This is a genomic window from Hyphomicrobium sp. CS1BSMeth3, from assembly GCF_900117415.1.
Classification (GTDB): Bacteria; Pseudomonadota; Alphaproteobacteria; order Rhizobiales; family Hyphomicrobiaceae.
In genome coordinates this window covers 132,822-146,326 of the sequence record NZ_FPEI01000005.1, presented here as the reverse complement: position 1 = coordinate 146,326, position 13,505 = coordinate 132,822, and the positions used below count along the sequence as shown (strand labels likewise).

The 13,505-nt window shown below is 62.2% G+C and carries 11 protein-coding genes; 7 read left to right on the top strand and 4 right to left on the bottom strand.

Features of this window, described 5'->3' with window-relative positions:
- Positions 1–927: 927 nt before the first annotated feature.
- From CS1BSM3_RS09885 to CS1BSM3_RS09850, 7 genes are all read left to right on the top strand, one after another.
- The gene (locus CS1BSM3_RS09885) at positions 928–2,289 is read left to right on the top strand and encodes a TolC family protein (RefSeq protein ID WP_244540471.1); all 1,362 of its coding nucleotides are present in this window, start codon (positions 928–930) and stop codon (positions 2,287–2,289) included.
- Between the two features lie 19 nt (positions 2,290–2,308).
- Complete coding sequence (locus CS1BSM3_RS09880; RefSeq protein ID WP_072388031.1) at positions 2,309–3,703, top strand: multicopper oxidase family protein; 1,395 nt, start codon at positions 2,309–2,311, stop codon at positions 3,701–3,703.
- Positions 3,704–3,723: 20 nt separating this feature from the next.
- Positions 3,724–4,245 carry a cupredoxin domain-containing protein gene (locus CS1BSM3_RS09875; protein WP_174263667.1) on the top strand — a complete coding sequence of 174 codons (522 nt, stop codon included), beginning with the start codon at positions 3,724–3,726 and terminating at the stop codon, positions 4,243–4,245.
- Positions 4,246–4,302: 57 nt separating this feature from the next.
- Positions 4,303–4,593 carry a copper-binding protein gene (locus CS1BSM3_RS09870; protein WP_072386889.1) on the top strand — a complete coding sequence of 97 codons (291 nt, stop codon included), beginning with the start codon at positions 4,303–4,305 and terminating at the stop codon, positions 4,591–4,593.
- Between the two features lie 748 nt (positions 4,594–5,341).
- Positions 5,342–6,826 (top strand): multicopper oxidase family protein, encoded by a 1,485-nt coding sequence (locus CS1BSM3_RS09865; RefSeq protein ID WP_072386888.1) that lies wholly within the window; start codon positions 5,342–5,344, stop codon positions 6,824–6,826.
- A 518-nt stretch (positions 6,827–7,344) separates the two neighbouring features.
- Positions 7,345–7,935 carry a hypothetical protein gene (locus CS1BSM3_RS09855; protein WP_143149138.1) on the top strand — a complete coding sequence of 197 codons (591 nt, stop codon included), beginning with the start codon at positions 7,345–7,347 and terminating at the stop codon, positions 7,933–7,935.
- Between the two features lie 185 nt (positions 7,936–8,120).
- The gene (locus CS1BSM3_RS09850) at positions 8,121–8,612 is read left to right on the top strand and encodes a DUF411 domain-containing protein (RefSeq protein ID WP_072386885.1); all 492 of its coding nucleotides are present in this window, start codon (positions 8,121–8,123) and stop codon (positions 8,610–8,612) included.
- 55 nt (positions 8,613–8,667) lie between these two features.
- On the opposite strand, the gene CS1BSM3_RS09845 is transcribed toward CS1BSM3_RS09850, so the two are convergent.
- The 4 genes from CS1BSM3_RS09845 to CS1BSM3_RS09830 form a co-directional block, all read right to left on the bottom strand.
- Positions 8,668–9,009, bottom strand: a complete 342-nt coding sequence (locus CS1BSM3_RS09845) for a MerR family DNA-binding protein (RefSeq protein ID WP_083528485.1) — start codon at positions 9,007–9,009, stop codon at positions 8,668–8,670.
- A gap of 115 nt (positions 9,010–9,124) precedes the next feature.
- Positions 9,125–9,979 carry a thiamine pyrophosphate-dependent enzyme gene (locus tag CS1BSM3_RS09840; RefSeq protein WP_072386883.1) on the bottom strand — a complete coding sequence of 285 codons (855 nt, stop codon included), beginning with the start codon at positions 9,977–9,979 and terminating at the stop codon, positions 9,125–9,127.
- 14 nt (positions 9,980–9,993) lie between these two features.
- Positions 9,994–11,706 carry a 2-oxoacid:acceptor oxidoreductase subunit alpha gene (locus CS1BSM3_RS09835; RefSeq protein ID WP_072386882.1) on the bottom strand — a complete coding sequence of 571 codons (1,713 nt, stop codon included), beginning with the start codon at positions 11,704–11,706 and terminating at the stop codon, positions 9,994–9,996.
- The gene (locus tag CS1BSM3_RS09830; protein WP_072386881.1) at positions 11,699–13,504 is read right to left on the bottom strand and encodes an FAD-dependent oxidoreductase; all 1,806 of its coding nucleotides are present in this window, start codon (positions 13,502–13,504) and stop codon (positions 11,699–11,701) included. Before CS1BSM3_RS09830 ends, CS1BSM3_RS09835 begins: the two co-directional genes overlap by 8 nt.
- Position 13,505: the final 1 nt, after the last annotated feature.

The window sequence follows — 13,505 nt, the reverse complement described above, 5'->3', positions numbered from 1 at the left end:
CGAAGGCGCTAAGGGCGCCACATTGGCGCTAGAGAACGTCGCCATGGCGCCCGATCAACACGCTTCTTTCGATTCACTGGAAAAATCCACTTCTGCCGCGAGCAAGTTGGGAGCATCCACATCTCGCGACGAAAAGAGTACTTCGGACTGCTGTTGTGACGGCATCATGTGCCATGCCGGCGTGGCTTCAACAGTCGATGTATGTGGCGGTCCTGTAGTGACAGGAAGTCGGCTAACGGCTGAGCCGCCGTATGGCCACCCGCGACGCTGGTCGTCCGGCCCGGAACGTCCCCCCAGGGCCTAACGCTGTATAGCGCCGGCAGCGCGCCGGCGGCTTGGTTGCGTGCGAAGCAATCCCCGTTAAGCCGGTCCTCGTTTCGGGCTCCGATTCGAGGGGGGCGACGCTAAAGCACCTCGCTCGGCTGACGGGACAACTATCAATCTCGTAAGAGTGCCAACCTAGAGAGGCACGCCTCGAAATGCTTATCAGGACCCTGTCAGGGCTCTTGCTGGGATGGTTTTCCATATCCGGCGCAACAGCCCATGATCCTGCAAACCCAGACGCCCCCACGCCACCCGCGCGCTACAGCCCGGTGCTGTCAGGTGCACAGAGCTACCGCCCCGTCGAGCCATTGCCGTGGGGTGATGTCAATCGACGGGTAACGCCGCCCGAAGCTCGGGACCAAGCTCCGGATGAAAAAGCGCTCGATCGCAAGGAGAACAAGGAAAGGGGGGGAGCACATGGCAAACACTAGCTTCAGCCGATCAGTGTGCCGATGGCTCCGCCGCAAGCATCAGGCAGGTTCAAAGGCGGCAGGCTCGTATCCGCTTCCCAATCGAGCGTTTCTCAAATCTCTAGCGCCCCTGGCTCTGCTGACCACTGCGCTCCTCAATAGCGGGTGTGCCCGTTTTTCTCCCGACGCAGGGATGGGCATCGTCGAAGCTGCCGCAGCCGCGGAACTCGGCAAGGATGTCGTCAAGATCGACGATGCGGTCAAGGAGGCGCAGGCAGCAGAGCGTGTAACGCAGCTGACTAAGCAACGGCTGACGGTGGCAAGCGCCGTTCAGATCGCTCTCCTCAACAACAAAGGGCTTCAAGCTGCCTACAACGAACTCGGTATCTCCGAGGCTCAGATGGTCGAGGCCAGCCTCCCGCCGGCTCCTACACTTGCAGTCGGTCGGCTAGTGTGGACCGGCGCGTTCGAGATCGAACGCCAAATTATTCAGAATGTGTTGAGCCTTCTGACGCTTCCCAGGCGGCGCGAAATCGCCGAAGCGCGCTTCCGGCAAGCCCAGGTTCGTGCAGTGGAGGCCACGCTGCGCACTGCCGCCGAAGCGAGCAGCGCCTACTACCGGGCTGTGGCGTCGAACGATGCAGCGAAGTTCCTCGCAGAAGCTCAGACTTCTGCCAAAACCGTCTCCGAGCTGGCGAAGAGACTCGGCGAGACGGGCGCGATGTCAAAGCTCAACCAGGCGCGAGAGCATGTGTTCTATGCCGACATCTCGAGCCAGCTCGCTGGCGCACGCCTGCAGCAGCGAGTGAATCGGGAACGCTTAGTTAGGGCGCTCGGCGTGTGGGGTGCGGCTACGGCGCTGCGCGTGCCCGACAAGCTCGGCTCTCTGCCAGCCAATCCAAAAACGTTGGCCTGGGTCGAGAGAGAAGCCGTGGCAAGGCGCGTCGATCTCGCCATTGCCCGCATGGAAATCGACATCCTTGCGAAGGAGCTCGGTCTCACGCGCAAGACCAGGTTCATCAACGCACTCGAAGTCACCGGCATCAGTACCTATGAGAAGGAAAGGAAGATCGAAGGCGGTGTCGCTGAGGTCGAAAAAACCAGGAAACGCGGCTTCGATATCGATTTCCAGATCCCAATCTACGACTTCGGCGAATCTCGCGTGCGCCTCGCCGAAGAGACCTACATGCGCGCCGTGAACCGCCTTGTAGAGCACGCCGTGAACGTTCGCTCGGAGGCACGCGAGGCGTACCAGAACTACCGTGGCTCCTACGACATAGCTCGACACTACGATCGGGAGGTTCTTCCGTTGCGGCAGATCATCTCTGACGAGACACTGCTGAATTACAACGCGATGATCCGCGATCTATTCGAACTTCTCGCTGATGCCCGGGCCCGCATTCTCGCCAACGTGCAGGCCATCGAGGCGCGCCGCGACTTTTGGCTCGCAAGCGTCGATCTCCAAGCTGCCATCGTCGGCGGACGCGGCGGCGGAGAGGCGTCACCAGCACCGCGGGCAGCGGCCGCTGGTGGTGGTGAAGCTGCTGGCCATTGAACTCAAGAGGAGCAAACACATGACTGTGTCACGCAGATCGTTCCTTGCGAGCTCAGGACTCGCACTCATAGGGGCCACCGCCGTTAAGGCCGGCATTCCAGAAGCACCGATCCAATCGTCGCCTCTGATGCAGCCACCATTGTTCCCATCCTCGGGACCTGACTATCAGCCTGTAGTCACGCTTAACGGCTGGACACTTCCCTGGCGCATGAACGGTGACTGGAAGGAGTTCCATCTCGTCGCCGAACCAGTAGTCCGTGAAATATCCCCCGGCATGAAGGCGCATCTCTGGGGCTATAACGGCCAATCACCAGGCCCGACCATTGAGGCTGTCGAAGGCGATAAAGTTCGCATCTTCGTCACAAACAAACTGCCAGAGCACACCACGATCCACTGGCACGGCCAGATTCTCCCGTGCGGCATGGATGGCGTCACCGGCTTGACGCAACCTCCCATCAAGCCGGGCAAAACGTTCGTCTATGAGTTCCAGCTCAAGAAGAGCGGGACCTTCATGTACCACCCTCACGGCGACGAGATGGTGCAGATGGCAATGGGTATGATGGGCTTCTTCGTCGTCCATCCACGAGACCCGAAGCTGCACCGCGTTGATCGGGACTTCGTCTTTCTTCTGAACGCCTTCGACATAGAGCCCGGCACCTACGTACCGAAGATCAACACGATGTTGGACTTCAACATGTGGTGCTGGAACAGCCGAGTATTCCCTGGCATTGACCATTTCGTCGTAGCCAAGAACGATCGTGTGCGAATCCGCTTCGGCAACCTCACGATGACCAATCACCCCATCCACATGCACGGCTACGATTTCGAGGTGACGTGCACGGATGGCGGTTGGGTACGTCCGGAGGCGCGGTGGCCTGAGGTTTCGATCGACGTTGCCGTTGGTCAGATGCGCGCCTTCGAGTTCGATGCGGTCTACGAAGGCGATTGGGCGATCCATTGCCACAAATCTCACCACACCATGAACGCGATGGGTCACGACGTGAAGACGTACATCGGCGTCGACCAGAGTGACATCAAGCAGACGATCTCTCGTCTCATCGGCGGTGGCTACATGCCGATGGGTGCGCAAGGCATGGCGGAGATGGGCGAGATGGAGATGGCGGCGCCCGACAACACATTACCGATGATGACCGGGTTCGGTCAGTTCGGCGCGATCGAAATGGGCGGAATGTTCTCGGTCGTGAAGGTTCGCGAAGGCTTGGCCACCAACGACTACAAGGACCCCGGTTGGTTCAAACATCCGCCTGGCACGGTTGCCTACGAGGTGAAGGACGTAGGCAATCGAAGCTCCGAAGCGCCACGAGCACCCGGCTCCTCTTCAGGCCCCAAGCCCGGGGACGCCCAGTTCAAGGCTGTAAAGCCCGGGGCAAAGAAAGGGCACGGTCACCACTGAGCACACCAATCACCGAGCAAATGGCACTTAGCAAAGGAGAAAAGAGCATGTCTGTAAGGTTGTCTGCCGCTGCGATCTCTCTTTCGGCGATCGCTGTTATCGCAGGCCCATTCCTCGCCGACTTCGTCCCAAGTCGCGCACTCGCACACACTGAGCACGTGTTCGCAGCAGGTGAACCCGGCGATCCGAAGAAACCTTTCCGGACGATCGAAATTACTATGACAGAGGGCCCCGGCACGATGTCTTACAGTATGGGCAGCATAGAGGTGCGCAAGGGAGAGCAGATCAAGTTTGTGCTCAAGAACACTGGATATCTCGCGCACGAGTTCCTGCTCGATTCAATTGAGAACAATGCAAAGCACAAGATTGAAATGGAGAAGCACCCGGACATGGAGCACGACGAGCCGAATGGCAAGAAGCTCGAGCCTAAGGCATCCAGCGATATTCTCTGGCGCTTTACAAAAGCCGGCTCATTCGAGTTCGCCTGCCTCATTCCCGGCCACTACGAGGCCGGCATGAAGGGCGTTGTTGTCGTCAAATAGGCCGAGCGTCGCCGGCTAACGGAGAGCCAACACCAAGAGTAAGTGAGGAGAAGCACGATGCGTAAGTCGATGATCACGCTTATCGCAGCGGTTTGGGTCACGGGCCTAGCAACCGTTGCCGTCGCCCAGATGGTAGACGGTGAGATCACCAAGGTGGACGAAGCCGCCGGCAAGATGACCATCAGGCATGGGCCCCTGAAGAAGTTCGACATGGACGCCATGACGATGGTCTTCCGGGCAAGTGATCCGGCCATGCTCAAGCAGGTGAAGCCGGGCGACAAGGTCCGTTTCGAACCCGACAAAGTCAACGGCCAGTTCACTGTCATGAAAATCGAGAAAAAGAAGTAACCTCTCCGCCAACGGGCGCCGTGCGCAACCGCGCGTGGCGCCCGCCTTTCCACATTCGACGAGCCACGCACTGATCGCCGGCAACAGGAAGCGCTTCGATGCCGCACAACTGCACAATCAGCGCGTCGTTCGGACGGGTGACCATGGTGATCCCACCTATGGCAAATTGCACCGCTACCGCCATTGATTGATCGAGGTCAATGGCACGACGCACGACCTTTGCCTATATTGTTTAGTGCATAGGCAGGAAGGCAGCTCATGCAAAACGCTGGAGCACAGCACTGCAGATATAGGCTACGGCGAGCGACGCACGTTCTGCAGCGTTGGCTTGTACTCGTGCTCGTCGTTGCGGTGTCGGGGCTAGTGTCCGTTGCAGGCAACGGTCATGTCGCCCATGCCGCTGTGAACTCCCATGAACTTGCCTTGACCGACCATGGCACCGGCGCCGCGCCGTGTTGTCCGGAGCACGATAGTAACCCGGGCGGCACAATGGACTGCGGTGCGACGAGTGGCTGTCCACTTTGTGCGCCCGTAGTGGTGTCGGCGATCCCGGCGCAGCGGAACGCAGACCCTGTAAAGATCCGACCGGAGTCTGTTCATCTCGGCCGTGCACCTCCGCCTCAGTTGCGTCCTCCGAAGTTCATCCCGAACGTCTGAACCGACGCGCCGCTACGGGCGGCGCACCAAATGATTCCATCCGGCCCATTGGGCTGGTCCAAATCCGGTCACGTTTTGGAGAGCTTTAGTCATGCGACATCTGTCACGCCGCCAGTTTCTGGCATCCACCGCTGCTGTGGGCACCGCTGCCCTGGTCCCCCCTTTGCTGGTTCCGGGCCGACCGGCCTTAGCAGCAGCAATCACAACCATCAGCGTCGGCACACGAACCATAGAAGTGAACGGCCGGCCGGCCACCGTCTTCGGACTGACGCGGCCGGACGGCGGCCACGGTCTGTTCGCGCAGGCCGGCCAACGCTTCCGAGTGAAGCTGGAAAACCAGCTCGACCAAGAGACGCTCATCCACTGGCATGGTCTGACACCGCCCTGGCAGCAGGACGGCGTGCCCGATCTTTCAGAAGCACCGATCGGGCCGAGGCGCAGCCACGACTACGACTTCCCGCTCGAGCGGGCTGGCACGAACTGGATGCATTCCCACCACGGACTGCAAGAGCAGCGCCTGATGGCGGCGCCTCTAATCATCCGCGATTCAGCTGAGGCCGGTGCTGACATGCAGGAGGTCGTAGTGTTGTTCCACGACTTCACCTTCCGCGATCCCGCCGAGGTTCTTGCCGGTCTGCAGGGCGGCGCACACGGCGCGACACCACAAGGCTCCGTTGGGCAAGGGGGCATGGGGCACGGCACTGCGGATCAGGGCGCAATGAGGCATGGTACGATAGGACAAGGGCCTGTCGCCGTGGCTGCGAGTGCTGCCCACCTTCGCGATGTCGAGTACGACGCTTTCCTTGCCAACGATCGGACACTGCACGACCCGCAAGTCTTCCGCGTGGAGCGGGAGGGGCGGGTACGTCTGCGCATGATCAACGGCGCAACGGCGACTAACTTCTGGATTGATCTCTCCGGCCTGGACGGTCGTCTCGTCGCGGTCGACGGCATGCCGATCGAGCCACTTATCGGCCGCCGCTTCGAGTTCGCCATCGCGCAGCGGCTTGACATTGTTCTGGACCTGCCTCGAGGCGAAGGTACCTGGCCCGTCTTCGCTATACGCGAGGGCGATCGTGCACGCACGGGCTTCGTACTGGCCACGAGAGGCGGTGCTATCAGCAAGATCTCACCTGAGGCCGGCGAGCCGGCCGCTCCGGTTGGTCTTGCGCTCGAAAGACGCCTCAAGGCTTCGCGCCCGTTACCGGACCGTCGAGCTGATCGCAGGCACACGATTACCATCACCGAAGCGCCGGGCTACGTCTGGATGCTCAACGGTGCGGTGCACGGGGCGCACGTCCCGCTGGAAGTCCGGGAGGGCGAACGCGTTGAGCTGACCTTCGTCGACCGGACCTCTATGGCGCATCCGATGCATCTCCACGGACACCACTTCCAGGTCGTTGGAGTTAACGGCGAACGATTGAGCGGCGCCATGCGCGACACTGTGCTGGTGCCGGCAGGAGGCCGCGTGACGGTCGCCTTTGACGCCGTCAATCCCGGCAAGTGGGCTCTGCACTGCCACCACCTCTATCATATGGCGGCCGGCATGATGACGACCGTTGAGTATCGGCTGTGAGCGAATTTGGAGACGACCGTCGCAACCAGTTGGGGGCCAACACTAGCGGCCGCACTACGACGGAGAGCTGTCGGTTCGGAGAGAGGATGCAATCATGTCGACGGATCATACTCACACCCGAAACACTCCGGATGATCACAAGAATCGGAGTTGGCTCGGTGGCCGCCTGCTCTGGCTTTGCCCGATCATCGGGTTGATCGCCGGAGCAGCCATCCTCTGGCTCTTTGGGCTCACGCTGTGGAGCGCCGTCGTCTTCCTCCTGCTGGCCGCTTGCCCGCTCATCGTCGCCTGGGCTCTGGTGTCCGAGCGGCGACAGAGCCCAATTCGACGGAGGAGACCTTGAACAACAAACTACTCCAAAACAGCGAGGAAAAGACGGGGAGCCGGCAACGGCCGACTCAGGTGACGGATCCAATGCTGCCGGTCCTTCTCTCCTCGAAGCGGCTCATTGCTCGCAGAGGGTGCGCAATGCCCACACCTTACCGAGATGTTTCCACGTCAACCAAGGAGTGAGAACTATGAAAGCGCGTTCATTGCCTGTCGTCCTGCTCGCGGGACTATTGTCGATCGGGATCGCAATCTCAGCCGTTGCTCAGACCGCTACTCAAGATCATGACGCCCACCATCCTGGTGAGGCGCAATCCGCACCGCAATCGGCGACATCCGACAAAGCGCCACCCGCGGGCGCGAAGGAAAAGATGCCAGGGATGATGGGAACCATGCCCCCCGAGATGATGCAGCGCATGATGCCGGGCCGGGGCGGGATGCCCGGCATGATGGGGCAAGGTGGGATGCCGATGGAGAGCGGCATGATGACATGCCCGATGATGGGCGATCGGGCAGCCGCGGGCATGCAGGGCATGACGGATGGAGCAGCCGTGCTCTATGGCGTGCCGCGCGGCGCCCAGAAAGAGATGACACCGGAGCGTGTTCGCACATTCCTGGATCAGAGGCTGACCCAGCATGGCAATCGGCGTCTCAAGATCGGTGAAATCGCCACTGCGGCCGACGGAAGCATCACGGCAGAGATTGTAACTGTCGATGGTTCGCTGGTTCAGAAGCTGGCCTTCAACCGTTATCCAGGCCTAGTGAGGCAGATCACCGAATAGAACGGCAACACGATGAGTGGGAGAAAGCCGGACGGGTCTTGTCTTGGACTTGTCCGGCAACCTTGTTCCAGCGCTGCCAATCGCCTCATTCGTGGGATCCCGACCGACAAGGCGCATTTGTATGTGCCATTCGTCGAAGGAGTCGGCGCTGGAATCACGTCGAACTGCGCTGAAGGAAAGTCATGATGACAACCAAACTGTTCACGACACGTCGCGCGTTGATGATTGGCGCGGCACAAGCAGGCGTTGCGATCACGCTGTCGTGGCCGTCGCAGTCGGCAGAGACCCTGCCAAAAATGGTTGTGACTCACGACCCCAGTTGCGGCTGCTGCGGCGTCTGGATCGCCCATGTGAAGGCAGCCGGCTTCCCGGTCGAGGTGGTCAGAACCGCCAAGCTTGCGCCTCTCAAGACCAGCTTGGGCGTGCCAAAGATCCTCGCCAGCTGCCATACGGCCCAGATCGGCGGATACGTCATCGAAGGGCATGTGCCAGCGGACGCGATCAAGCGGTTGCTGATCGAGCGTCCGAAAGCGATCGGCTTGGCTGTTGCAGGCATGCCGACCGGCTCGCCCGGTATGGAGATGCCTGGAACACCACCTGAGACCTATGACGTCGTTCTCTTCGCACCCGATAGCCACCACGTATTCGCACGCTACCGCGGATCCCAGAAGATCTGATTCTGGTCTGACGTTGCACAAGCGAGCCTAATGCGCGCTTGTGCGTCGATGGCAGTTACGCTCGACGAACCGGAGCGTTGGATGGCGCAGGCTTCGCATACGCGTCTGCCGGCTCGGCGATGATGGGGCAATCCGGCCGGTCGTCACCGTAACAATGTTGAGCGAGATCGCTGAGGGTCGCGATCATCTCTTCGATCATCCGCACCTTGCCCTGAAGATCGCGGCCGTGCTGGAGAGCAATCGCCTTAACCTCAGCACTGCTGCGGCGATCGCGCCATAGCGCTAGAAGCACGTTCATCTGTTCGACGCAGAAACCGAGATCGCAGGCCTTCCGGATGAAGCGCAGCGTATGGACATCTTTGTCAGAATAGTCGCGATATCCGGAAGCTTGGCGCATCGCCACTTCGATCAGTCTGCTGGCTCTCCAGGTGATCTACGCAAGGTGCAGACATATGCGAGCGTCGGTGGCGGGGCGGAATTCCCCCTGCCTTCGACGACCACACAGTGCGGGTTCATCGGCACACTGCGAACTGCTGCTCGATTTCCGAAAGCGATGACTGGGCTACGTATCGAGCAGGAAGCGACGGCCGGTGATCCTTGAAGAGCACACCGAGACTGTAGCCGTCCTCTGCGAGCACGGCCGCATGCGCCGCGGCGCGATCATCCTCGATCGTGCGGGCAACCGGGTGCACGCTCTCCTTCCAGCCGAACTCCTCCGATCGGAAGGCCATGCATGGGCTGAGGACATCGATGAAGGCGAAGCCGGGCCAGCGGAGCCCCTCGACGATCAGATCCTTCAGCTCTTGCGGTCGTCCAGAGAAGCCGCGCGCAACGAAGTTGGCGCCGCCCGCGATCGCCAGTGCCAGTGGGTCGAACGGGCGCAGGCCCAGCCCACCTGGCGCGATGTCGCTGTCCCAGTCGGCTTCCGTCGTCGGCGAGGGCTGGCCCTTGGTCATGCCGTAGACGCGGTTGTCCATGACGAGATACAGCATGTCCAGATTGCGTCGGCAGGCATGGATGAAGTGATTGCCGCCGATCGAATAGCCGTCGCCGTCGCCTCCGACCGCAATGACCTCGAGATCGGGCCGCGCAAGCTTGACGCCGGCCGCGAACGGCAGTGCCCGACCGTGCACGCCATGAAATCCGTAGCAGGACGTGTAGGCAGGCAGGCGCGAGGAGCAGCCGATCCCCGAGACAAGGACGACTTCGTGTGGCGGGCGGCCGTTGATCGCCAGGGCATGCTCCAGCGCCGAGAGCACGCCATAGTCGCCGCAGCCGGGGCACCAAATCGGCGTTGCACCCGAGTGAAAGTCGGAGGGATCGAGCGCTTCTGCACTTGCGGCGTCGATGATGGCTGCGTTGCTCATGTCTCTACTCTCCATCACCCAAGATGTGCCACGATCTCGGCCGGCCGGAAGGGGAGTGGACCGGGCCGGGCGAACGATTCAGCACTCGGCGGAATGGCCTTGTGCGCGAGGAGGTGACGGTAGAGCTGCGCACCGTGATTCTGCTCCATCACCACGATCCGGCGGGCGCCTTCAAGAGCACGCGCAAGCGCCTCGACGGGCAGCGGCGAAAGCACGCGCAGGCTGATGATGCGGACCTGCTGTCCGACCGCGGCGAGCCTGCGTGAAGCCTCCTGCGCGGGACCGATGCCCGAGCCGAAGGTCAAGATCACCGTGTCACCTTCGCCCCACACGTCGCCCCACAGTGGGCCGGGATCGAACTGCGCAAATTTCCTCGCACGCTTGTCGAGCTGTGCAACGTGCGCGGCCGCGCCGCCCACGGGAATACCGATCTCGTTATGCGTGAGACCCTCTCCCACCCACTGGCCGCGCGGCGTTCCCGGTCGAGGCATCGGCGTCACGGGATCGGATGCGATCGCGTAGCGCTTGAACGGGCCGTCCGGCACCGTCGTCCGTCGCGCTAGCGGCGTGGGACGATCAGGCTTGGGATCGATGACCGTAAAAGCCTGTCCGAGCGTCTGGTCCGACAGAACGATGACGGGTGTCTGCAATGACTCGGCCAGATAGACCGCCCATTCGCCGGTGAACATGCAGTCGCGCACCGAGGTCGGTGCCAGCACGAGACGCGGCGCGTCTCCGTGGCCGCCATAGATCGCGATGTTGATATCGCTCTGCTCGGTCTTTGAGGGAATGCCCGTCGACGGGCCACCGCGCATCACGTTGACAATGACCGCTGGGATCTCGGCGGCGATGCCGAGGCCGATGCTCTCGACCATCAGAGAAAGGCCGGGGCCGGACGTCACCGTCATCGCCGGCGCGCCGCCATAGGAGGCGCCGAGCACCATATTTATGGAGGCAAGCTCGTCCTCCGCGAGCACCAGCCGACCACCGAGATTCTGGAGTTCCGGCGACAGCCATTCGACGAGGTCCGTCGCCGGCGTGATCGGGTAACAGCCGACAAAGCGCACACCGCCACGCAACGCACCGATGGCGATGGCCTGGTTGCCGGTCAGCAGCCAGCGCGGCGCTGTATGCGGTGGAGCTAGCCTCAGGTCGAGGTCGAGCGTGTCGGCAGCCGCGATACCTGCGGCAAGTGTGTCGGCGTTCGCACGCGTCACCGTGGCGCTTTTTCCGCCGAGCACCGCCGAAAGCGCCGATTGCAGCGCGTCCGCGGGCAGGCCGGTAAGCGCCGCCACAGCACCGGCGGCGAAGACATTCGTGTACTTGCTTTGCAGCGCACGCTCCAGCGGCGTGGCATCAGCATTGCTCATGCTGAAAGGAATGGTCTTCGCCTTGGATCTGGCGATGCTCTGCGGCGTCGGTCCGGACTGCGGATCTGCAATGATGACCGTGTTCTCATCCAAAGGAATCTCGGATGCGAACTGATCCACCTTCTCCCAGTCGAGCGCCACGAACAGATCGAAGCGGTCGGGCTGGCAGGTGACGGGCTCGGTGGAGATCTGCACCAGCGCCGCCGCTTCGCCGCCGCGCACCTGCGCTCCGAACAACCGGCTCATCAGCCCGTAGTAGCCGAGGTCGGCGGCCGCACGGAGAAGCAGCTCGCCAGCGCTCATGGCGCCGGCGCCGCCTCTACCCGAGAACACCACCGAGAGCGAGGATCTAGCCATGTGCCGCGCCTCCCGAAGTCGTTGCCGGATAAGCTTCGCCGGCATGTGTCATCTGCAGGCCAAAGGCCCGCATCTGCCATGCCCCGGTGGGACAGTGCTCGGCACACAGGCCGCAGTGCAGGCAGACATCCTCGTCCTTCACCATGATGCGGCCGCTGACGAGACCGTTCGCGACGTAGAGGTCCTGGCCGAGATTTGTCGCCGGCCTCTTGAGCCGACCGCGCAGCTCGGCCTCTTCGCCGTCCTTGGTGAAAGTAATGCAGTCCGTCGGGCAGATGGTCTCGCAGGCCTTGCATTCCACGCACAGCGGCGGGATGAAGACCGTCTCGATATCGCAGTGGAGACAGCGTCCGGCTTCCGCGAGCGCCTCGTCGATATCGAAGCCGAGCTCGACCTCGGCATGAATGTCGGCAAGCGCTGCCGCCTCGGGACGCAGCGGCACGGGATGCCGTGCATCAACCGAGACCTCCGGCAAGGGACGAAGCACCGTCGGCACGTACTGGGTGACCAACGTGGTGGTTGGTGCCAGTCGTTCCTCGATATTCCCGCCGCTCAGGAAGTGATCCATGGAAATGGCGGCTTCGTGACCCTGCGCGACCGCCGTGATGATGTTCTTCGGCCCAAATGCCGCGTCGCCGCCGAAGAAGACGCCGGGGCGCGTCGACTGGAGGGTGTTGGGGTCGACCTTGGGCATGTCCCGCGCATCGAACGCGATGCCGAGGTCGCGCTCGATCCAAGAGAACGCCGGCTCCTGGCCGATCGCGACCACGACGTCGTCGCAAGGGACGTGCTGCGTGGGACCGCCTGTCGGCGATACGATCCAGCGCCCGTCCTCGTTGATGGCTTTCACCGGCTCGAAGAGCACGCCGGTCAGGCGCCCGTTCTCATGGGTGAAAGCTTTAGGCGCCAGATTGTTGGAGATGGTGACGCCTTCACGGAGCAGCGCTTCCTTCTCCCAGCTTGCGGCCGTCATGTCTTCATCGTCTTCGCGCACGATCACGCTCACGTGCTCGCCACCGAGGCGGCGCGCCGAGCGACCACAATCCATTGCCGTGTTCCCGCCGCCAATCACGACGACGCGCTTGCCGACCTGGCGGATGTGCTGGAACCAGATGTTTGCCAGCCATTCCACGCCGACATGGACATGGGCGCTTGCTTCAGCGCGTCCGGGAAGCTCGAGATCCAGCCCGCGTGGCGCCCCAGCACCGATGAAAACTGAGTCCCAGCCTTCGTCGAGCAGCGCCTTGAGGCTGTTCACCCGCGTGCCGCTGCGCAGTTCCACACCGAGATCGAGGACATAGCCGGTCTCCTCGTCGATCACGCCCTCCGGCACGCGGAACCGCGGAATGCGCGTGCGCATCATCCCGCCGGCTTTGGGATCCTGATCGAGGATAACGCAGCGATAGCCGAGCGGGGCGAGGTCCCGCGCAACCGTCAGCGAAGCCGGACCGGCCCCGACAAGTGCTATCCGTTTGCCATTCGTGCGGCTGGCAGGCTCAGGCAGGAGCGCCCGGATATTGCCCTTGTAGTCCGCAGCCGCGCGCTTGAGGCGGCAGATCGCCACCGGCTCCTTCTCGACGCGCCCCCGGCGGCACGCCGGCTCGCAGGGCCGATCACAGGTGCGCCCGAGGATGCCTGGAAAGACGTTGGCTCTCCAGTTGACCATGTAGGCGTCGGCGTATCGGCCCTCTGCGATCAGCCGAATGTACTGCGGGACGGGCGTGTGCGCGGGGCAGGCCCATTGGCAGTCCACCACCTTGTGAAAGTGGTCCGGCGTGGAGAGATCGGTGCGCTTCATC